The sequence below is a fragment of the Agriterribacter sp. genome, assembly GCF_035444585.1.
Classification (GTDB): Bacteria; Bacteroidota; Bacteroidia; order Chitinophagales; family Chitinophagaceae; genus Agriterribacter.
Genome location: NZ_DAOMOZ010000019.1, coordinates 1 through 22,070, shown reverse-complemented (window position 1 = coordinate 22,070; position 22,070 = coordinate 1). Strand labels below are relative to the sequence as shown.

The following is a 22,070-nucleotide window of genomic DNA, read 5'->3' as shown; positions in this document are numbered from 1 at the left end:
ATAAGTTGTATAATAGTTACTTCTGAATTAAATATTAAGATAATTCATCAGATGAGCAAAATTATTCTGTAACTCGTTCTGGTACAGCTCTTCGCCATAATAATATTTTATATTGTATTCATGACGTTGCAGCGTTGCTACGATATCCGATATCTCGGCTTTATTGATGCGGAGGGTAATGGTAAGGAGTTGTGAGGTTGTATTGAAAAAACTATTGAGCTGTGTAATGTAAGCATCGTTCGACTCTATCAGCCTGTTTAATTCTCCCGCCGAAAAATCATTCTTTTCCATTTCAAGGATAATAACACCGCCCTGCTCATCAATACCGGCAAAAAAAGCCAGTTGCCTGAACAGGTCGTCTTCGCCGATAGCGCCCAATAACTCATACTGTTCGGTTATTACAGGCACCACGGATAAATGAAAGTCTTTTGCACGCTTTACAGCCAGTAAAAAAAAATCATTTTCCAGCACAAAAGGCGCAATAAAAACTCCTTTCAGGCTTTCTATCGTAACGTTTTCATCATTGTCCAGCAAATCATCTTCGCTTATCAGGCCCAGATATTTATCTTCATCTGCAACAGGCAAATGACACACATGAAAATCGTTCATTTCCTGCAACGCCTTGCCCGCATTGTCATCCAAATGCAAAGTGGGAATATTCCGCGATATAAGCTCTCCTGCAAACATAAGAAGTGAATTTTCTTATACAGTATAGATGTAAATTAACTGGTTACCGCTGCAGGTTCGTTCAATTTTGTGAGAAACTGGTGCAAAATTTTGTTAAACTCATCGGGAACCTCCATCATGGGAGCATGCCCGCATTTGTCAATAAAATGCAATTCACTGTTTGGAATAAGGCGGTTAAATTCCTTGCCCACAAAAGGGGGCGTAATGGTATCGTTGTTTCCCCAAACCAGCAAGGTGGGTTGCTTAATCTCATTCAATTCTTCGCCAAGGTTATTGCGTATAGCACTTTTAGCCAATGCAATGATTTTAATCACCTTTAACCGGTTGGATGTAATTTCAAATACTTCATCCACCAATTCTTTAGTGGCCATTTTGGGGTCATAAAAAGTGAGCTCTGTTTTGGTCCTGATGTATTCATAATCGCCCCGTTTGGGATAAGTATCTCCCATCCCGCTTTCAAACAGCCCTGAGCTACCCGTAAGTATAAGTGACTTAATGTTTTCGGGGTGCTTCAAAACATAAAGCAACGCTACATGCCCGCCCAGGGAATTACCCAAAAGATGAATATTTGTGTAAGATTTGTGTTCTATGAATTTATGAACGAACTTTTCGATCCCGCCCACAGATGTATGCAGCAGATCAAGTTCCAGCAATGGAAGCATAGGTACTACCACTTTATACTGGCGGCGGAAATATTCAATAAGGTCTCCAAAATTACTCAGCGCCCCAAAAAGGCCATGCAGTAAAATCAGTGTTTCGCCGCTGCCTTCCTCAACATATTTGAATTTGCCATCTTGTTTAATTTCGTAACTCATCCTGTTCATACCTCAATTAATTGCTAAAATAATTTTTTTGCTCCATATACAGCACCGTTCCTTACAAAGAAAAGGAAAATTCTTTGAAATAAACGGTTATCTCCGGTACCGGCAGCATGCATAGTATACAAGAAACACCTAAATTTGAGCTACTGTTTTATAGTATTGATTATTAATTTTTTAAGCATGGATTATCGTAAAATGGGACATACGGGTCTGCAGTTGAGCGTTGTTTCTTATGGCAGTTGGGTTACTTTTCATAAGCAGGTTGATGATGGCATGGCAGATGAGCTGATGGGCATTGCATATGACAATGGAATTAATTTTTTTGATAATGCGGAAGTATATGCTTTGGGTGAAAGTGAAAAGCTGATGGGCAGGGTGCTCAAAAGAAAAAACTGGGATCGCAGCTCATACATCATCTCATCCAAAGCTTATTTTGGCTGGAGAGGGAAAAACAACAAGCCCAATCAAACGGGGTTAAGCCGCAAGCATTTGGTTGAAGCATGCAATGAAGCCCTGCAGCGGTTGCAGGTTGATTATCTTGATCTGTATTTTTGCCACCGGCCCGATACTACCGTTCCTATTGAAGAAGTTGTATGGACAATGAACCATTTGATTCAGCAGGGAAAAATCCTGTACTGGGGCACCAGCCAGTGGAGCGGCGCCGAAATCATGGAAGCACACCGTGTGGCCGGGCAATATAAGCTCATTGGCCCGGCAGTGGAACAGCCCCAGTATAATATGTTTGAACGTTTTAAAATGGAACAGGATTATTTACCTGTTTTCCAGAATGCTGGTATGGGCACTACTATATGGAGCCCGCTGGCGGCGGGATTTTTAACAGGCAAATACAATGACGGTGTTCCCGCGGGATCAAGGCTGTCTATTGAAGGCTTTGACTGGCTGAAAGAAAGATGGATACAGGATGATAAAATTAAAAAAGTAAAAAAGCTGGGCGATCTCGCAAAAAAGCTGGATGTATCATTACCGGCTCTTGCCATTGCCTGGACGATCCATAACCCCAACGTTACCACAACCATACTGGGTGCAACAAAAAAACAGCAGCTTGAGGAAAACTTAAAAGCGCTTGACGTAGTTAAAAAACTTACACCTGAAACAATTGAAAAGATCGAAAAGATATTACAGAATAAACCGAAACTGGATTTGGCCTAACATTGCAGCATTAAACCCTTCTACATGGCTTCTACCGTAGTTTTGCAAAGTATACGTGCCTTTTACAACAGCGGAGCTACGCGTTCATATGCTTTCCGAAAACAACAGTTAAAAAAATTAAGACAGGCGCTCTTACAGCACGAAGAAGAAATATACAAGGCGCTGTATGCTGACCTGAAAAAGAGCAGGGAAGAAGCTTACTTAACAGAGTTGGGGCTCATGCTTGCCGAGATCAGAATAATGCTTAAAAATTTGCGGCAGTGGATGAAACCCCAACCTGTTGCAACCAATCTTTTCAACTTTGCATCATCCAGTACCATTTACCGCGATCCGCTTGGGGTTGTGTTGGTCATTGCTCCCTGGAATTTCCCGTTACAGCTTGCGCTGATGGCGGCAGCAGGAGCCATCGCCGGAGGGAACTGCGTGGTTATAAAACCTTCGGAGCTTGCCCCCGCTACAGCAGTCCTCCTTCAAAAAATCATTACGGCCATCTTCCCGCCCGAATATGTATACGTGGCACAGGGAGCCGGCGCCGAGGTAGTAACTGAAATGATGCAATCGTTTCGTTTCGATCATATATTTTTTACAGGCAGCCCGGGAGTGGGCGGGGCCATTTATGCATTGGCTGCGCAGAAGCTTGTTCCGGTTACGCTGGAACTTGGCGGTAAAAACCCTGCTATAGTGGAAGCAGATGCCGATATTGACATTGCAGCAAAGCGTATTGCGGTAGGAAAATATACCAATTCGGGACAGGTATGCATCGCTCCCGACTATGTGCTGGTACACGCATCCGTTAAAGAACGACTGCTGAAAGCTTTGACCAAAGCCATCAAAAACTTTTATGGAGATGACCCCGTTAACAGCTACGATTATGGGAAGATCATAAACAGGAAGCGATTCGATACACTAATAAATTACCTGAGGCAGGGTAACATTGTTGCCGGTGGCAAATACAAAGCAGACGCCCTGTTTTTAGAGCCTACCATCATGGACGGCGTATCATTAGAATCGGATTTGATGAAAGAGGAGATATTCGGTCCTGTTTTACCTGTTATTCCTTTTGAAACTATGGAAGAGGCTTTATCAGTTATCGCGATCAATCCTGACCCGCTGGCGCTTTATCTTTTTACAGCAAGCAGCAAGAAAGAGCAGCGCTGGATCAGCACCGTTCCTTTTGGCGGCGGATGTATCAACAATACGCTTGTGCATTTCTCTAATCCGGCACTTCCTTTTGGAGGCCTGGGCAACAGCGGCATGGGAAGCTATCACGGGGAATACAGTTTTAAGCTGTTTACAAGACCGAAAGCAGTATTAAAGTCCCCTGCCTGGTTTGATCTTTCAATAAAATATCCTTCCTTCAGGGGCAAATTAAAAATGATAAAAATGATACTGCGATAAACCGGATATTGAGTGCCGATTCATTAATTTGGAGACGGAATCCGGAGGAGGGCTTATTTAAAATTCAATACCTGCAATCATCTTTTTTATTGATCTTAAAAATATTATATGCTCACCAAAGCAGATATTGAGCAATATTTTATTGCCGAAAAAAGTGCAGGCCTGTTGTTCCTGATCCTGGGCATCGCAGCCGTTTTGATAGCTGTTGTTTTTTTTACTTTTTTGAAATCCCCCATATACAAAGGCGCCGCCTGGCCATTGATCATACTGGGCGCCCTGCAGGCAGGCATAGGTTACACCATATATGCCCGAAGCGATAAGCAGCGTATTGATACGGTGTATGCGTATGATATGAATCCGGGTAAACTGAAGTCCGAAGAATTTCCGCGGATGGAAAAAGCCATAAAAAGCATAACCATTTTTTTAGCGCTGGAATTTGTTTTGCTTGTTGTTGGAATAGTACTGATCTGGGCAAACCGGCTGTTTTTTGTAAATGTGCAACCCAAAGGCTCCGCATTTTGGGTGGGCATAGGCCTGGTATTCATTATCCAGTCGCTGCTGTTATCCGGTGCAGATTATCTTGCTTATAAAAGAGGAAAAGAATATATCGCCAAACTGGAACATTTTACCGGTAAACCTTAATACCGGGTTACATCGCCTGCCCTTCACTGCTTTGCATCCGGGATGTTAATTTTAACATTTCCGAAATCTTTCGTATTTCAGAGAAATGGTTTACATTTGAACTACTAATACTTTCGTAATTAAAATCAAATGGTATGAAAACAGCATTCTTTAAAAGTTTTGTGTTTGCAGCGCTGGCATGTGCCTTCATGCTGAGTACTGTTTCGGCTAACGCACAGGATGCCAAAAATAAAAAGCAAAAACAGGAAGAGATCATCATCAAAAAAAAGGGCGAAAATGATGAGAAAATGACTATTGTTATAGATGGAGACAATATAACGGTGAACGGCGAACCATTAGCAGATTTCAAAGACGATGATGTAACTATCAGGAAAAGAGATCGTTTTATTTCTCCCGGGGGGCAAGACCGGGGCACGGATTTCAGGGCACCCCGGACACCCTTTCCACCAACGCCGCCCCGTGCATGGGGTTTTTCGGGCGGAGATGCAATGATCAACACAGAGCCGCGGGCTATGCTTGGCGTATATACCGAAAAAGATGAGAAGGGTGCTAAGATCAACCAGGTGGTGGATGATAGTCCCGCAGCAAAAGCCGGCTTGGCCAAAGGCGACATCATAACCAAAGCCGGCGACAGGGATATTACAGACCCGTCTTCCCTGTCGGATGCCATTGGCGATTTGAAACCCGGAGATGAGGTACAGATCCAATACCTCCGTGACAACAAACAAAAGAAAGTTAAGGTAACCTTAGGTAAACATAAATCGTCTGCGCGAACATTCCATTATGCGCCTTCTTTCAATGACGACATGATCAGGGAGTTTAAATTCCGCGGACCACAGAACTGGCAGGACGGTTGGGAGCTGTTTAACAATGAACCCCGGCTTGGCATTCGCATACAGGATATCGAAGAAGGAAATGGCGTAAAGGTACTGGATGTAGATGACGCGTCTGCTGCTGAAAAGTCAGGCATAAAAAAAGATGATATCATCACCTCCATTGATGGCACCGAAATAAAAACCACAGATGATGCCAGAAAAAAAATGGCTGATATCAAAGACAAAACGTCTTATCCCGTTAAGGTTTTGCGCAATAATAAAACGGTAGACATTGATATAAAGATCCCAAAGAAATTAAAAACCACCGATCTGTAGCAAACAAACGTCCATGATCTATTCGGGAGCTGTCTCAAAAGTTATATTTTACCACTAAGACCGGCCTTTTGAGACAGCCTCTTTTTTATACTGCCGAATGTTGAATATCTTTGCGGGCGAATGATTTTATGATATGAAACACAGTTCCCCGTCCCCATTGTTTAGCTTATTGGTGATCCTTTTTGTTTTTACTGCCTGCAATCCCAAACAGGAGCTTACCCAGGTGAAGGTTGCCATCCGGAACAGCCCGCAAAAACAGGTGGTATCGCTTATCGGGAAAGCCTATGGGTTGCCGGCCGTTGTGCTGGATACTGCAACAGTGAATGCGGGGAACGACAGTTGCAGCTTCGAAATACTTGCAGATGTACAAGGTATTTACAGTGTGAAATTTGATGCGGATGGCAGGTATATACTGTTCAGCAATGACGAACAGGTTATTGATATAGCTGCCAACTGGAATGATTTTTCGGACTATTCCGCATCTTCCCCGGGTTCTTCATCCCTTAAAAACCTGCTTGTTACCTTCAACAATTACCTGACCGCCATTGATACGCTAAACAGCAACAGCATACGCAGCGAAACAGACAGCATAAAAAATATATGGAGCCGGGCTGCACAAAAAAAAGCAGAAGAAGCACAGGAATATCTGTTGCATTATACAGATACGGCAAAGGCCCCGGCAGTAGCCTTATATGCCCTGGGCATCCTGCAGCAAAAACAAACAGATCCGGCCATAATGAAACCGCTTATCACAAGGCTATCCGGACGTTTTAAAGACAATGAGGAAGTAAAAAAGGTCAGCGAAGCCTATAATACATTTCTTACAAAGCAAATGGCTATGCCTGCTGTTGGGAAGGCCGCCCCTGTATTTAGTTTGCCGGATACCGCAGGACAAACGGTTTCTCTGCAATCCTACAGGGGAAAATATACGCTGGTAGATTTTTGGGCCAGTTGGTGTGCACCGTGCAGAAAGGAAAATCCGGCTGTGGTGGCTGCGTTCAACGCCTATAAAGATAAAAATTTTACTGTTCTTGGAGTGTCCCTTGATAAGGATAAAGCAGCATGGTTAAATGCCATTCATAAAGACGGGCTAACCTGGCAGCATGTAAGCGATTTAAAGGAATGGGAAAGTATGGTAGTGCCTTTGTATAATATTGAAGGAATTCCTTTCAACGTGTTGTTAGACCCCGAAGGAAAAATTATTGCCATGAATTTAAGAGGAGGCGCGCTGGAGAAAGAGCTTGCGGCGGTACTGAATGTGGCGCAGGAGTAGATTGGGGAGATGTTACAGGGCACCGGGTATGCCTGCCTGTGGCAACCAGCAATCACCCGGTCATTGGTCAGCCTTTCACCACCACACGATCTTGGCTCAGAGCCGGCTGCTGACTACCCTCTGTTAAGCTTTTGATTTTTGCTTCGGATTTGAGATTTTATTGATGCCCGCCATTTTGTTATTTGGTTCTTGTTATTTCCAAACCTTCATCTCCTGTTCTTAAAAAAAAATTTCATCAATTGTGCACATTCTTCCTGCAGGATACCTTTTTGCACAACGGTTTTGGGATGAAAGGGCGATAGCGGGGGTTGTGTGCTGAATGGAGGCCGGCTGATGCTTCCGTTCTTTTCATCAGCAGCGCCAAAAACAATTCTGCCTATCTTGCTCCAGTATAATGCGCCTGCGCACATCAGGCAGGGCTCCACTGTAATGTAAATGCTGGCTTCGGGCAAATATTTGCTTCCCATATAATTGAATGCCGAAGTAAGGGCGATCATTTCTGCATGCGCAGTGGGATCGTTTAATTTTTCAACCTGGTTATATCCACGCCCGATAATGGTATTGTTCATTACTACAATAGCACCCACAGGGATTTCTTCTTCTTCAAAGGCTTTTTTAGCTTCCTTCAATGCCTGCTGCATAAAATGTATATCGCTCTGCATAGAAGCCGAAATTATAACAATTCCAAATCAAAACCGGAGTAAGCAATAACGATAACCCTTACCGCGATCCGGGTAGTTCTGCTCCTTAAATTTTTACACGCACCGGTATGCGGCGCTTTGCTTATTTTTGCGCCTGCATTCTTTCACAGGTAATGTTATGTATGGGTGATCTTCAGATTTTATTTTATTCGTGTTTTAGTGCGTGCCCCCGTCCGGTTCAGGCGGGTCTTAGCGGCAAAACATAACTTTTGAGACAGCCCCATGATTTTGGAACAGATTCAAAGGGGTCGGTGGAACTTGCCACGGAAATGATATGGAAATTTATCAAAACAGCATTTGATGGCGGACGCCACGCGAAAAGAGCAGGTAAATAGCTTGTATGTAAATTAACATGCTTGTTTACCATTTATCATAACAACTGTATGCCCAAATGTAATTTTCCGTTATGTTTGGGTTTATTTCTTTTAAAAGACCCATTATGAAAAAACTGGTATTGCTGCTTTTTGTTTTACCCGCCCTGCCGGCTCAGGCCCAACGCAAAACCAATCCCAAACCTTTTGCAAAAAGCATCACCATTGAAAACATGCAAAGGCATTTATACATTATTGCCGGTGCTGAAATGGAAGGCCGCGAAACGGCCACAGAGGGTCAGAGAAAAGCTGCAGCCTATATTCAAAACGAATTCAAAACACTTGGCCTTGCTCCGGGAAACAACAATGACTATCAGATGTATTTTCCCGTATATGTAGACTCTTTAAAAAACCTCTCCTTATCGGTAAATGACACGGCATTTACAGCAGGTGAGGATTTTTCGGTTGATCTTACTGCAAATCATCCCGCGGCCTACCGCTTTTCGGAGGTTGTTTTTGCGGGGAACGGGATAAGCGATTCAACCCATGATGATTATAAAGGGCTGGATGTAAAGGGAAAATTAGTGATGGTCTGGTCTGAAAATATTCCCGCTGGCAGCCGGAAAGGCTTTAGCAGTTTTACGCAACAAAATGCCGCTATGAAAAATGGAGCCACTGCTCTTTTGGTGGTCAGTAAAACCATTGCCCCTGTAAACAACGAAGGGAATATGTATGTGAACCGCTACCCCAAAACCCAGCGTATCAATACATTTAACATCAGTGAAAAACTGGCAGAAAAAATCGTAGGACGGGGATATGCTGCTCAGAAAGCAGCATCACAAGCTCCTGACTTTATACCACAGGTGTACAAAGCCAATATAGCACTCGGCTTCAGTAAAACAACCATTGCATTGCAAAGCAGCAATGTGCTGGGCATTTTGGAAGGAACAGACCTGAAGGATGAGTATGTGGTACTCACCGCCCATTACGACCACCTGGGAACAAAAAATGGTGTTATCTGGTATGGCGCCGATGACGATGGCTCGGGTACAGTAACCATATTGGAACTGGCTAAAGCATTTTCGAGAGCAAAAGCGGCGGGTAAGGGCCCCCGCAGAAGCATTTTGTTTATGACCGTGAGCGGCGAGGAAAAGGGTTTATGGGGCTCCGATTACTATTCATCGCACCCTGCCCTGCCTTTGGATAAAACTACGGTGAATTTGAATATTGATATGATAGGACGGATAGATCCCAGTCGTACATACGGAGACTCTTCCAATTATATTTATGTTATTGGTGATGATAAACTGAGCTCCGACTTAAAACCCATCAGCGAGGCGGTCAATAAAAAGTATAGCAAACTGGAGCTGGATTATAAATACAATGACCCCCGCGACCCGGAAAGGATCTATTACCGCAGCGACCATTATAATTTTGCTAAACGCGGGGTACCGGTTATATTTTATTTCAGTGGATTGCACCCCGATTATCACAAGCCAACCGATACGCCCGATAAGATCAATTACGCCCTGATGCTAAAAAGGGCAAAGCTCATATTTTTTACGGCCTGGAACATGGCCAATCGCAACGACATGCTGAAGCGCGATATCCCGCTGGATGGGGGAACAAGATAAGTTTAAAGACCCTAAAATACATGTAAATAAATACAATCTGTAAATAATTGTGTTAAAACAAATGACTATTCCTTTGGGAGTTTTACGTTTTTGCTTTATTTTGTTTCAAAAATGAATGGGAAAGCGAAACAACCCGCCCTCTTCCCTCTTGGGGCAACTTGAGCCCCGCTGGAAAATGGATGAAAATAAAACGAGGAATACTGTTTTAGACACACTATGCCTGATCATTGCAGGTGAAATCATATCTATACTGGCCAGCAATCATTTTTCATGGGCCGTTACTGTACTTACACTGATTGAAGTCTTTGTTTTTGGTATATTGGCTTTTTTGGCCAAAAGAAATCCATACCCTTCTATTTTATCGGCATTATTCCTCTTCATCGTAATTTCTATTGTTTCAGCTGCGCTTAAACCTACGTACCTGGGCGGCAGTATTATCATCAAAATTTTTATACTGATTTACCTGGTGCGGGCAATACCCGATGCACGGGAATTGCAGGCTTATAAGAGAGGTCACCTGAAGAAATAAGGGTTTAATCGATGATCCCGTTTCCCCGATTACTATATAAGACATTCCCTAACGTTTAAGCATAGCTGCCGCTTCTTCATCAATCATTACCGTGCTGTTGGGGTGACGGCGTATAATACTTGCAGGTAAGCGGTTGGTTATTTCGCCTTCAAGCGCTTTTTGTATAACTGCAGCTTTTTTACTGCCATTGGCAAGAAGCAATACTTTTTTACTTTCCAGCAGGTGCTTTAGCCCGAGCGTAATCCCCTGGTGCAGCTCAGTAGCTTCTTTGAAATATTTTTGACCAACCGACGTGGTGGTTTCATCCAGCTCCGCCACATGCGCATAAAGATCAAATGATATGCCCGGCTCATTAAATCCTATATGACCGTTCATTCCAACCCCAACAAGCATCAGGTCAATACCGCCATTCTCAAAAATTACATTATCCATTTCTTTGCATTCCTGTTGGGGGCTATCAGATAAAGCATTGAATAAATAAATATGGGAAGAAGAGAAATTCAAATGCTTAAAAACCTGGTTGTGGAAAAAATAAGCGCAGCTTCCTTCATTTTCGGGAGGGATGCCCACCCATTCATCTAACCCGATGAAGGTGCAGGATGAAAGATCAATATTTTCTGCTCTTGCTTTTTGCACAAGCAATTCGCAGGTAAGCAATGGCGTGCTTCCCGAAGCCAGGCACAATACGGCACCGGGCTTGCGTTTCACCAGTTCAATAATTTCTTCCGCTGCCTGCTGCGACAAGTCATGGTGATCTTTAAAAACAATAAGCTGCATATCCCGTAAAGGTATTCAGGATATAGTGAAAATAAAAAAACAAACATAGGAGGCTCAAAGACATAGCGGTCGGTACCCGTGGAAAGAGGGTCAGATCGTTCCTGCTGTTCGATCCCTTCAGGATCGTACACTATCCCGTCATGCGGTTAGAAACATTCGACCCTTTCAGGGTCAATGCAGGAACGGTCGGTACCCGACAAAGGAGGGTCAGACCGCTCCTTAACCGGCGGTGCGAAGTTTCCAACTTCGTATTACTATGTTCTCCCGGGACTGTGTCCCGCAAAAAACGGATCTGGTAAAAGCCGATGCTTTCCGATGGTGTATTGCGTTTTTATGAGGGGAGATATAAATCTCCGGAGAACATAATCGCCATATAATGCACTTTTTGGGGAATATAATCTCCAAATATGGAATTTTAGAATGCATACACCAACAGTATTAGGAACACAACGCTATATTATAGATTATTACCTCTGCTCTATAAAGTCTCCCTGGGGAGCTGACCTTTCAGGTCAGCCCGGACTTCATATCCCCTATGTTCTTCCGGGTCTCTGTCCCGCAAAATACAGCTATAAAAAAGGCCGATCCTCCGGACCGGCCTTGAAAAAAGTCATCACTGCTTTTACGCCTCCTGTACGCTCAACTTTTTGGATTGCTTTTTACGTTCCTCTTCGTCCAGTATCACTTTGCGCATACGGATATGGTTTGGCGTAACCTCAATACATTCGTCGTGCTGGATATATTCCATGCATTCTTCCAGCGACATCAGGGTTTTAGGCGCTATGCGGGTGGCATCGTCGCTGCCGCTGGCACGGTGGTTGGTAAGCTTCTTACCTTCGGTGGCATTTACCACCAGGTCGCCCGGCTTTATGTGTTCTGCAATGATCTGCCCTGCGTATACATCTTCACCCGGATCTACAAAAAAGGTTCCGCGATCCTGCAGTTTATCAATGGAATACCCGGTTGTTTTGTCCTGGTTTTTGGAAAGCAATACCCCGTTATTCCTTCCCGGGATAGCTCCTTTCCACGGCTTATATTCGCTGAAGCGGTGCGCCATTACAGCTTCCCCGGTGGTAGCGGTTAACAGTTGGGTACGCAATCCTATCAAACCGCGTGACGGAATGTCAAATTCAAGATGCTGCATGTTGCCCTTGGTTTCCATTACCAGCATCTCACCTTTGCGGCGCGATACCAGGTCAATGGCCTTGCTGGCAAATTCTTCGGGAACATCTACTACCAACGTTTCGTATGGCTCGCATTTTTTACCATCAATCGTTTTTACAATTACCTGCGGCTGACCTACCGTTAGCTCATATCCTTCCCGGCGCATGGTTTCTATTAATATGCCTAAATGCAGTATACCACGGCCATATACCATAAAGCTGTCGCCATTGTCATTATCCACCACTTTGAGTGCCAGGTTCTTCTCTGTTTCCTTCATCAGCCTGTCGCGCAGGTGCCTGCTGGTAACAAATTTTCCATCCTTGCCAAAGAAGGGGGAGTTGTTGATGCTGAACAGCATGTTCATGGTAGGCTCATCCACGCTGATCACAGGCAATCCTTCCGGATTCTCCGCATCGGCAATGGTATCGCCGATATTAAAATCTTCAAGCCCCACAACTGCGCAGATATCACCGGCTGTTACTTCGGTAACTTTTTTCTTGCCCAGCGATTCAAATACATATAATTCCTTTACCCTTGATTTTTTGACGGAGCTATCCGCCTGTACCAATGCAAAAGGCTGACCTTCCTTTATACTGCCACGGGTTACCTTACCCACAGCTATGCGTCCCAGGAAAGAGGAATAATCCAGTGAAGTGATCTGCATCTGCAACGGACCTTCATTTGCCTCAGGTTCGGGCACATACTTTAAAATGCCATCCAGCAGAGGGGTAATATCCTCGGAAGGTGTAAGTGAATCATTGAACCAGCCGTTTTTGCCCGATCCGTAAAAAGTAGGAAAATCCAGTTGCTCTTCGGTGGCATCCAGGTTAAAAAACAACTCAAATACCGCATCGTGCACTTCATCGGGGCGGCAGTTTGCTTTGTCTACCTTATTGATGATCACTATAGGCTTAAGGTTCAGCTGCAGTGCTTTCTGCAGTACAAAACGGGTTTGCGGCATAGGACCTTCAAAAGCATCTACCAGCAACAATACCCCATCGGCCATCTTCAATACCCTTTCTACCTCACCACCAAAATCGGAGTGACCGGGAGTATCTATTACATTGATCTTTACACCTTTATAGATTACAGAAGCGTTCTTACTAAAAATGGTGATGCCCCGCTCCCTTTCCAGGTCGTTGCTGTCCATGATCAGCTCGCCGCTTTCCTGGTTAGCGCGGAATACATTGGTTTGATGTAAAATTCTATCAACCAGGGTGGTTTTACCATGGTCAACGTGGGCGATGATGGCGATGTTTCTTATCTGCATGTTTTAATTCTTTAACTCAGCCTTTGGAAATCAGCAACGCCCATTTAAGGCTGTATGAGACACCTAAAGCCAGATGGCTGTTTTTTTGAGGGTGCAAAGTTACAACAAATCCGCGGGAGCACAAGGTTTAGGCGCTTAATTATTGTTACTTTAGTGTTCAAATTATCGCGCTGCAAATGGCTATATGGAAGAATATCATTAAAAATCCCACTTAAGGTATTATCTCCCTGTTTTTTCCTTTCCCCTGATCTGCCATCTCACTTTTCATTTTATTAAAATTGATTTGTTTATGCATACCATAATTGAACCATTTAAGATAAAATCGGTTGAACCTGTTTATTTTACCACTTCTCAACAAAGAGAGAACATACTCCGGAAAGCTTTTTATAATCCATTCCTGATACAGGCAAAAGACGTAATGATTGATTTGCTTACCGACAGCGGTACCAGCGCCATGAGCAGTGAACAATGGGGCGGTATAATGCGGGGCGATGAAAGTTATGCAGGCAGTGAAAGCTTTTTCAGGTTTGAAGCAGCGGTGCGCAACATAACCGGCATGCCTTATATAATACCCACACACCAGGGGAGGGCTGCAGAAAAAATTATCTTCAGCATCACAGGAGGTAAAGGAAAATATATAGTGAGCAATACCCTTTTTGATACGACCCGGGCCAATATTGAATTTTCAGGCGCAGAAGGCATTGATCTTTTGTGTGCGGAAGGGAAGCTGCCCTCCGTTCCGGCGCCTTTTAAGGGCAATATAGATGTAGACGCACTGGAACAATTTATTACAACAAAAGGAGCCCGGCACATTCCATTGGTCATTATCACCATTACCAACAATTCGGGCGGCGGGCAGCCGGTGAGCATGGAAAATATCCGGGCGGCAAAACGGGTTTGTAATAAATATCACATACCGCTGTTCATTGATGCCTGCCGTTTTGCAGAGAATTGTTATTTTATTAAGACGAGGGAGCCGGGATACGCAAACAAATCCATACTCGAAATTGCACAGGAGCTTTTTTCCTGTGCCGACGGATGCACCATGAGCGCTAAAAAAGATGCGCTCGCTAATATAGGCGGTTTTTTAGCCATGCATGATGAAGCGTTAGCCATGCAATGCCGCAATATGCTCATCATTACGGAAGGATTCCCTACCTATGGTGGATTGGCCGGCCGCGACCTTGAAGCAATTGCCATCGGATTAAATGAAGTGATGGAGGAGCCGTATCTGAAATACCGTATCCGCAGCATTGAATATATAGGCGAAAAATTAGACGCGGCAGGGGTGCCTTATATAAAACCCACGGGCGGACATGCCGTATATTTAGATGCCAAAGCATTTTTACCGCATACTTCGCCGGATCAGTATCCCGGGCAGGCGCTGTGCGGCGCACTGTATACAGCAGGCGGTATACGGGGTGTGGAAATAGGATCGGTAATGTTTGGGAAATACGGGAAAGACGGAAATCTTATACCTGCGGGTATGGAGCTGGTGCGTTTGGCTATTCCCCGCCGCGTATATACCCAAAGCCATATTGATTACACAACAGAAGTAATTATAGACGTTTTTAAACAGAGAGAAAATATAACCGGGTATAAAATTATATATGAAACCCCTTATCTGCGGCATTTTACAGCCCGGTTTGAACCCGCATAATATCTGAAAATTCAGATCTCAAATGCTTGCATGTTCTAATAAAAAGATTTAATTTAACAGAACAATTGGTTCTTTAAATTTAGTGCCATGGATACCGTAAGAAATATCCTGCAGTTAAAAGGGAACATGGTGTACACTGTGTGTCCTGATAGTTCGGTGTATGAAGCACTGGAGATCCTTGAAGAAAACAATCTCGGATCACTTGTAGTAGTGGAAGATGACGGTAAGCTCAACGGAATATTTACAGAACGCGATTATGCCCGCAAAGTCATATTAAAAGGGCGCTCCTCAAAAGAAACGCTGGTCCGGCATATCATGACGGAAAGACCAGTGTATGTTACTCCTGATGTAGAAATTGGTGATTGCATGAAGCTGATGAGCCAGAAGTTCATTCGCCATTTGCCTGTGCTCGAAAATGGAAAATTGGTCGGATTGATATCTATCGGTGATCTGGTGAATTACATTATGAATCAGAAAGATTTTATCATTGAAAACCTTGAGCAGTATATTTCCAGTTAAAGGCATTGGGTTTGTTATGGGACGTATTCCCAAATTTTATTGCATCTTTTATAACGTTTTTCCCCGTTCCGGTAAATAGCCGGATGGTGGAGAAAAAGCGATATAAAATTTTTGAACACATTCTTATCCTTCCCTTGTGCAAGAGCTGAGCCCCTGTGATATTTCTCATTAATGAATAGGCAGCGTGTATGCCGGAGAATGCAACATATACTATACCGTTATGGCCTTTGCTACTGTATGCAGGGATAGTCATCCTGTTGCTGGGCACTATCCTCACCTTATCTTATGTATTGGGTCAGCATCATAACGAGAGGGCAACCGGCAAACCTTATGAAGGCGGTATTGAACAAACCGGCTCTGCCAGGCTTCGTTTTTCAGCACAGTTTTATTTGGTGGCCATGCTGTTCGTGATCTTTGATATTGAAGCGGTATTTCTCATGTTATGGGCACTGGGCTTTTACGAACTGGGGTGGCCGGGCTATATCGGGGCTTCCATATTTGTTACCCAACTGGTGGTGGTATTGATCTATGAATGGGGAACAGGGGCTTTGGATATTGGGCTCAATGGAAGGAAACTATTAAAAGCAATGCATCAAAAAAATTAAACGGCAATAATGAAATGGTGGGTAAGTAAAGCAGGCGATACAACAGGCAATGTTTCCGGTTCGGGAACGATGGAAGAAGCTGTAAGCAAAAGCATTATGCTCACTTCATTGCAGGACCTGGTAGCATGGGGCCGCAAAAATTCGATATGGCCTTTCCATTTTGGACTGAGTTGCTGTTTTGTAGAAATGGCAACCAGTATTACCAGCAAATACGATGTAGCCCGTTTTGGCGCCGAAGTGATCCGCGGTACACCACGCGAAGCGGATGTAATGGTGATTGCCGGAACGGTATTTATAAAAATGGTCCCCATTATTAAACGGTTGCACGAACAAATGATGGAACCGCGGTGGGTGATCTCTATGGGCAGTTGTGCCAACAGCGGGGGCATGTACGATATCTACAGCGTGGTACAGGGCGTAGATAAATTTTTACCGGTTGATGTATACGTGCCGGGCTGCCCGCCCAGGCCCGATGCTTTTATGCAGGGACTTATATTGCTTGCTGATGCAGTAGGAAAAGAAAGACGGCCGTTAAGCTGGGTGATCGGAGAGCAAGGAATTATTAAACCGCAACCTGCTTCCATGAAAGAGCGGAAAAGAGAAGAAAGGATGAGCAACGTACAATACAAAGGAGTGGATGAAGTGTAGCAGGAATTGTACAACAGGAATAAATCACAAACTGTATGCAGCTTGCGAATGCCATATTGCAGCATCTGCAGGAGCGTTTCAGCAATGATACGTTTCAACAGCAAATTACCGTTGATGAGATACCCACAGTTTGGGTACCTAAGGAAAAGATCATACCTGTAATACAATACCTCAAATCCGACCCTGCGCAGTCTTTCTCATTCCTGTATGATCTGAGCGGCATTGATGAACGCAACAAAACAAAAAAAACAAACACCCCGCCTTCAGACTTTACGGTTGTTTATCACTTGTTTTCATACCGCCAGAACCATTTTATCCGTCTTAAAGTGGCTTTGCAGGGCGGGTATCCCACGCTTCCTTCCATTACTGCTGTTTTTAAAAATGCCAACTGGTACGAAAGGGAAGTGTACGATATGTTTGGTATCCGTTTTGAAGGGCATCCTCACCTGCAGCGGATCCTGATGCCGCTTACCTGGAAGGGGTATCCGCTCCGCAAAGAACATCCCGCCAGGGCAACAGAACTGGGGCCCTACCAGTTGTGGGATGAAAAGCAGGATACCGAACAGGAAGCATTGCGCTTTAAACCCGAAGAATGGGGCATGCAACGCGAAAGCGACGATGCGGATTTCATGTTCCTCAATATCGGTCCCCAGCACCCCGGTACACATGGTGTGCTACGGATCATTTTACAGCTTGATGGCGAAGATATTGTGGATGCAGTTCCCGAAATCGGCTTCCACCACCGGGGCGCCGAAAAGATGGGTGAACGACAAAGCTGGCATACCTATATACCATATACAGACCGGGTAGATTACCTGGGCGGCGTTATGAACAACCTGGCTTACCTGCTGGCTGTAGAAAAGCTGGCTGGTATTGAAGTGCCCGAAAGGGTAAAAGTGATAAGAGTAATGCTGTGCGAATTGTTCCGCATTGCCAGCCACCTGGTATGGTTTGGCACTTTTGCCCAGGATGTGGGCCAGTTGTCGCCGGTATTTTATATGTTCACCGACCGCGAAAAGATTTTCGATATCATTGAGGCCATCTGCGGCGGCCGCATGCATCCCAACTGGTTCCGCATTGGCGGCGTATCGCAGGATCTTCCCAAAGGATGGGAACCCCTGGTACGTTCATTTGTTAATCATTTTCCCCGGCAGTTAAAAGAGTACAATAACATGGTGATGCGCAACAGCATCTTCCGGGCCCGAACAAAGGGCATTGGGGTATATACGTTGGATGAAGCCATTGAATGGGGCGTAACCGGCGCAGGTTTGAGAGCCTGCGGCTTTGAATGGGATTTCAGGAAAAAAAGACCATACTCTGGTTATGAGCTGTTCGACTTTGATATTCCCATCGCGCATAACGGCGACTGTTATGACCGGTCGGTTGTGCGGGTGGAAGAAATGCGGCAAAGCCTGCGCATCGTAGAGCAATGCCTCAACAATATGCCTGAAGGCAGCTATAAGGCAGACCATCCGCTTACCACTCCGCCATTGAAGAAGCATACGATGCAGGACATTGAAACACTGATCACCCATTTTTTGAACGTGAGCTGGGGACCTGTAATCCCTCCCGGCGAAGCAATGAGTTGTATCGAAGCCACCAAAGGGGCCAACAGCTATTATTTGATCAGCGATGGAAGCACCGCCCCGTACCGGGTGAGGATCAGAACGCCCTCCTTTCCGCATATGCAGATGGTGCCTTATATCAGTAAAGGATACACGGTTGCCGACCTGCTTTCGATATTGGGGAGTGTTGATTTTGTGCTGGCGGACATTGACCGGTAGCAATTGAAGAAAATAAAGTAACAATAGTTCAAGCTCTTTGCATATTCATCAGGGATAAATAGCTGAAGCTACAGTAGCATGAAAGTTAAATCAAGGCGCGTGTACGGATGTGTTATATCCTCATCCGTGCTTGAACTTTTTTTTACTTTTTCTTTCAAGAGAAAAAGTAAAAAGAAACGGAAGTGATGAAAATGCCAATACGGAAAAAATAAAAAAGCCAGGGAGCTGATTCATTTAAATAACCGGTAGTCGTAAATCGTATTTACTTACCGGCAAACGCAAATATGCTTTCGAAAGAAGAAATAAAGGGTATTGATCACGAAGCGGCTAAGCTGCCTTATAAAAAAGCGGCAGTAATTGAAGCATTGAAAATTGTGCAGCAGCATCGCGGCTGGATCAATGATGAGAGCGTGAGTGATATTGCACAATGCCTTGAAATGAGTGCTGCCGAAGTAGACAGCATAGCTACCTTTTATAACCTTATTTTTCGCAAACCGGTAGGGCGGCATGTTATTTTGCTTTGCGACAGCATTTCTTGTTACGTAATGGGATATAAGAAAATTTATGAAGCATTGCAACAGAAACTAAAAATAAAATTTGGAGAAACTACGGCTGATCAGCGGTTTACCCTGCTGCCCAATGCATGCCTGGGTTGCTGCGATCATGCACCGGCACTGATCATTAACGGGGAATTGTATACAGATATTGATATTGAAACACTGGATGATATATTGTTGAAATATACCTGATCAAACTTTTATAAATGGAACGTCCGCTCACCAAAAATATACATGCCGGACGGCAGCCGCTCAGTCTTAAGGAATATACCTCCACCGGTGGCTATACCGCCTTACAGCAGGTGTTAAAAAACAACACGCCGCAGGAAGTGCAGCAACTGGTGCAGAAAAGCAATCTCAAAGGACGTGGCGGAGCAGGATTTAATACGGGTATGAAATGGAGCTTTGTTCCCATGGGGGAAGATGCGCCGCGGCCGAAATATCTTATCGCCAATGCAGATGAAATGGAGCCGGGAACTTTCAAAGACCGTTTATTGCTGGAGGGCAACCCTCACCAGCTGCTTGAAGGAATGATCATTGCCGCTTATGCCATCCAGGCAGATATCTCTTATATCTTTTTGCGCTGGGCATACAAAAAAGCGGCCGGGGTACTGGAACAATCTATTCATGAGGCATACCAGGCCGGCTGGCTGGGGCAGAACATCCTGGGGTCCGGATTTAATCTCCACATGCACCTGCATACCGGCGCGGGAAGGTATATGTGCGGTGAAGAAACCGCTTTGCTGAACGCACTGGAAGGCAAACGGGCTACACCCAGGGCGAAGCCACCCTTTCCACAGGTGAGCGGGTTGTTTGGAAAGCCCACCATTGTTAATAATGTAGAGACCCTTTGCTGTGTTCCGCATATCGTAAACAATGGTGCTGAGTGGTTCCGGAGCCTGAGCTATAGCGAGGATAGCGGAACTAAAATATATGGTGTTAGCGGCAAGGTAAACAATCCGGGAGCATGGGAATTGCCCATGGGCGTAACCATGCGGGAACTGATCGAACATGCAGGCGGAATGAAAAAGGGTTACCATTTAAAAGGAGTGCTGCCGGGAGGCGCTTCTACCGACTTTTTAACGGAGCAACATTTAGACATAAAAATGGATTTTAAATCGGTTGCGGCAGCAGGAAGCCGTTTGGGCACAGGCACCATGGTGGTAATGGACGATGCTACCTGCCCGGTTGGATTTGTTCATAACCTGCAGCATTTTTTTGCACAGGAAAGCTGCGGCTGGTGCACGCCATGCAGGGAGGGCCTGCCCTGGGTAGAGAAAATATTGCTGTCTATTGAAAAAGGAGATGGGAAGCAGGAAGATATAGATCTGTTGCAGATGCATACCCAATTGCTCGGACCGGGCAATACGTTTTGTGCACTGGCGCCGGGGGCTATGGAACCACTACAAAGTGCTATAAAATATTTCAGGGAAGATTTTGACAGGCATATCAGGGAACAAAAATGTCCATATTAAATCAGGACTTTATGCCAACCATTTATATTGACAACAAGCCATATGAAATAAAAGCAGGGAAGAACCTGCTGGAAACCAGCCTGAGCCTTGGCTTTGACCTTCCCTATTTTTGCTGGCACCCGGCCATGGGAAGCGTGGGTGCATGCAGGCAATGCGCCGTAAAAGTATTCAAAGATGAAACAGATGCCAATGGAAAAATAGTAATGAGCTGCATGGAAGGCGTGAAAGACGGCTTACGTATGTCTGTTGCCGACAGCACGGCCAAAGCTTTCAGAGAGCAGGTTATTGAATGGCTCATGACCAATCATCCGCACGATTGCCCGGTTTGCGATGAAGGCGGCAGTTGTCACCTGCAGGATATGACGGTAATGACCGGCCATGACTACAGGCGTTTCCAATTTAAAAAGCGTACATACACCAACCAGTACCTGGGGCCACTCATCCATCATGAAATGAACCGCTGCATACAATGCTACCGCTGCGTAAGGTTTTACCGCGATTATGCGGGAGGCGATGACCTGAATGTATTTGGTGCGCACAATCATGTTTATTTTGGGAGAGAAAAAGACGGGGTATTGCAAAGCCCTTTCAGCGGCAACCTTGCCGAAGTATGTCCTACGGGCGTATTTACCGATAAAACGCTCAAAAAACATTATACCCGTAAATGGGACCTCACAACTGCTCCTTCTGTTTGTCATCATTGCAGCCTGGGATGTAATATTATAGCCGGTGAACGGTATGGCCAGTTGCGTTGTATCGTGAACCGGTACAACAATGATGTGAATGGCTATTTCCTCTGCGATAAAGGCAGATATGGCTATGAATTCGTTAATAGCGTAAACAGGATAACAGAGCCGCTTATCCGTACACGCCCGGTTGAAGCTGTGGATGAAAAGATCCTGATGGAGCATTTAAAGAACCTCATTACCCTTCATCCTGTAATCGGTATTGGTTCACCGCGGGCTTCAATGGAAAGCAATTTTGCGCTCATGCAACTGGTGGGGAAGGAAAATTTTTACCAGGGCGTAAGCGATGATACGGCATACCTGGAAGGGCGGATGGTTGAGCTGCTGCAACGGGGTAATGTTCACAGTGCTTCTCTGAAAGAAATAGAATCGGCCGATGCAGTGCTGGTATTGGGTGAAGATATCTGGAACACGGCTCCCGTTATGGCCCTTGCAGTACGGCAGTCTGTGATGAAAACGGCAGCTACCCGGGCCACACAACAAAGCTCCCTGCCGGGCTGGCATGATGCGGCGGTGAGGGAACTGGTGCAGGAAGAAAAAGGGTTCCT

The 22,070-nt window shown here is 44.9% G+C and carries 21 protein-coding genes; 16 read left to right on the top strand and 5 right to left on the bottom strand.

Annotated elements, in window-relative coordinates:
• Positions 1 to 27 precede the first annotated feature (27 nt).
• Together PLH26_RS03645 and PLH26_RS03640 are read right to left on the bottom strand one after the other, a co-directional pair.
• Positions 28 to 687, bottom strand: a complete 660-nt coding sequence (locus tag PLH26_RS03645; protein ID WP_324584627.1) for a CBS domain-containing protein — start codon at positions 685 to 687, stop codon at positions 28 to 30.
• A gap of 35 nt (positions 688 to 722) precedes the next feature.
• Positions 723 to 1,502 (bottom strand): alpha/beta fold hydrolase, encoded by a 780-nt coding sequence (locus tag PLH26_RS03640; RefSeq protein ID WP_324584626.1) that lies wholly within the window; start codon positions 1,500 to 1,502, stop codon positions 723 to 725.
• A gap of 186 nt (positions 1,503 to 1,688) precedes the next feature.
• Here PLH26_RS03640 and PLH26_RS03635 point away from each other — a divergent pair, with 186 nt between their 5' ends.
• The 5 genes from PLH26_RS03635 to PLH26_RS03615 all read left to right on the top strand — a co-directional run bounded on the left by PLH26_RS03635 (position 1,689) and on the right by PLH26_RS03615 (position 7,142).
• Entirely contained in the window at positions 1,689 to 2,678 is a 990-nt protein-coding gene (locus tag PLH26_RS03635; protein WP_324584625.1) for a potassium channel beta subunit family protein, read from the top strand.
• Between the two features lie 24 nt (positions 2,679 to 2,702).
• On the top strand, positions 2,703 to 4,076 hold the full coding sequence (locus PLH26_RS03630; protein WP_324584624.1) for an aldehyde dehydrogenase family protein: 1,374 nt from the start codon (positions 2,703 to 2,705) through the stop codon (positions 4,074 to 4,076).
• 108 nt (positions 4,077 to 4,184) lie between these two features.
• Positions 4,185 to 4,718 (top strand): hypothetical protein, encoded by a 534-nt coding sequence (locus PLH26_RS03625; protein WP_324584623.1) that lies wholly within the window; start codon positions 4,185 to 4,187, stop codon positions 4,716 to 4,718.
• Between the two features lie 134 nt (positions 4,719 to 4,852).
• On the top strand, positions 4,853 to 5,869 hold the full coding sequence (locus PLH26_RS03620; protein ID WP_324584622.1) for a PDZ domain-containing protein: 1,017 nt from the start codon (positions 4,853 to 4,855) through the stop codon (positions 5,867 to 5,869).
• 133 nt (positions 5,870 to 6,002) lie between these two features.
• Complete coding sequence (locus tag PLH26_RS03615) at positions 6,003 to 7,142, top strand: TlpA family protein disulfide reductase (RefSeq protein ID WP_324584621.1); 1,140 nt, start codon at positions 6,003 to 6,005, stop codon at positions 7,140 to 7,142.
• A gap of 206 nt (positions 7,143 to 7,348) precedes the next feature.
• On the opposite strand, the gene PLH26_RS03610 is transcribed toward PLH26_RS03615, so the two are convergent.
• Positions 7,349 to 7,804, bottom strand: coding sequence for a nucleoside deaminase (locus PLH26_RS03610; RefSeq protein ID WP_324584620.1), 456 nt, complete (start codon positions 7,802 to 7,804; stop codon positions 7,349 to 7,351).
• A 248-nt stretch (positions 7,805 to 8,052) separates the two neighbouring features.
• On the opposite strand from PLH26_RS03610, the gene PLH26_RS03605 reads away from it, so the two are divergent.
• The 3 genes from PLH26_RS03605 to PLH26_RS03595 all read left to right on the top strand — a co-directional run bounded on the left by PLH26_RS03605 (position 8,053) and on the right by PLH26_RS03595 (position 10,317).
• The gene (locus PLH26_RS03605; protein ID WP_324584619.1) at positions 8,053 to 8,178 is read left to right on the top strand and encodes a hypothetical protein; all 126 of its coding nucleotides are present in this window, start codon (positions 8,053 to 8,055) and stop codon (positions 8,176 to 8,178) included.
• 104 nt (positions 8,179 to 8,282) lie between these two features.
• Entirely contained in the window at positions 8,283 to 9,788 is a 1,506-nt protein-coding gene (locus PLH26_RS03600) for a M28 family peptidase (protein WP_324584618.1), read from the top strand.
• Positions 9,789 to 9,903: 115 nt separating this feature from the next.
• The gene (locus PLH26_RS03595; protein ID WP_324584617.1) at positions 9,904 to 10,317 is read left to right on the top strand and encodes a hypothetical protein; all 414 of its coding nucleotides are present in this window, start codon (positions 9,904 to 9,906) and stop codon (positions 10,315 to 10,317) included.
• A 48-nt stretch (positions 10,318 to 10,365) separates the two neighbouring features.
• On the opposite strand, the gene PLH26_RS03590 is transcribed toward PLH26_RS03595, so the two are convergent.
• On the bottom strand, positions 10,366 to 11,094 hold the full coding sequence (locus PLH26_RS03590) for a 6-phosphogluconolactonase (RefSeq protein ID WP_324584616.1): 729 nt from the start codon (positions 11,092 to 11,094) through the stop codon (positions 10,366 to 10,368).
• A gap of 622 nt (positions 11,095 to 11,716) precedes the next feature.
• Positions 11,717 to 13,528, bottom strand: a complete 1,812-nt coding sequence (gene typA, locus PLH26_RS03585) for a translational GTPase TypA (protein ID WP_324584615.1) — start codon at positions 13,526 to 13,528, stop codon at positions 11,717 to 11,719.
• A 289-nt stretch (positions 13,529 to 13,817) separates the two neighbouring features.
• On the opposite strand from typA, the gene PLH26_RS03580 reads away from it, so the two are divergent.
• The 8 genes from PLH26_RS03580 to nuoG all read left to right on the top strand — a co-directional run.
• Positions 13,818 to 15,188: a tryptophanase gene (locus PLH26_RS03580; RefSeq protein WP_324584614.1), complete on the top strand. Its 1,371-nt coding sequence runs from the start codon at positions 13,818 to 13,820 to the stop codon at positions 15,186 to 15,188.
• Positions 15,189 to 15,275: 87 nt separating this feature from the next.
• The gene (locus PLH26_RS03575) at positions 15,276 to 15,707 is read left to right on the top strand and encodes a CBS domain-containing protein (protein WP_324584613.1); all 432 of its coding nucleotides are present in this window, start codon (positions 15,276 to 15,278) and stop codon (positions 15,705 to 15,707) included.
• A gap of 188 nt (positions 15,708 to 15,895) precedes the next feature.
• Complete coding sequence (locus tag PLH26_RS03570; protein WP_324584612.1) at positions 15,896 to 16,312, top strand: NADH-quinone oxidoreductase subunit A; 417 nt, start codon at positions 15,896 to 15,898, stop codon at positions 16,310 to 16,312.
• A 9-nt stretch (positions 16,313 to 16,321) separates the two neighbouring features.
• Positions 16,322 to 16,960, top strand: coding sequence for an NADH-quinone oxidoreductase subunit B (locus tag PLH26_RS03565; protein WP_324584611.1), 639 nt, complete (start codon positions 16,322 to 16,324; stop codon positions 16,958 to 16,960).
• Between the two features lie 35 nt (positions 16,961 to 16,995).
• The gene (nuoC, locus tag PLH26_RS03560; RefSeq protein WP_324584610.1) at positions 16,996 to 18,744 is read left to right on the top strand and encodes an NADH-quinone oxidoreductase subunit C/D; all 1,749 of its coding nucleotides are present in this window, start codon (positions 16,996 to 16,998) and stop codon (positions 18,742 to 18,744) included.
• Between the two features lie 284 nt (positions 18,745 to 19,028).
• Complete coding sequence (gene nuoE, locus PLH26_RS03555; protein WP_324584609.1) at positions 19,029 to 19,493, top strand: NADH-quinone oxidoreductase subunit NuoE; 465 nt, start codon at positions 19,029 to 19,031, stop codon at positions 19,491 to 19,493.
• 14 nt (positions 19,494 to 19,507) lie between these two features.
• Complete coding sequence (nuoF, locus tag PLH26_RS03550; RefSeq protein WP_324584608.1) at positions 19,508 to 20,776, top strand: NADH-quinone oxidoreductase subunit NuoF; 1,269 nt, start codon at positions 19,508 to 19,510, stop codon at positions 20,774 to 20,776.
• A gap of 11 nt (positions 20,777 to 20,787) precedes the next feature.
• Positions 20,788 to 22,070, top strand: a 1,283-nt coding sequence (nuoG, locus tag PLH26_RS03545) for an NADH-quinone oxidoreductase subunit NuoG (RefSeq protein WP_324584607.1), incomplete at its 3' end; no start/stop codon positions are given.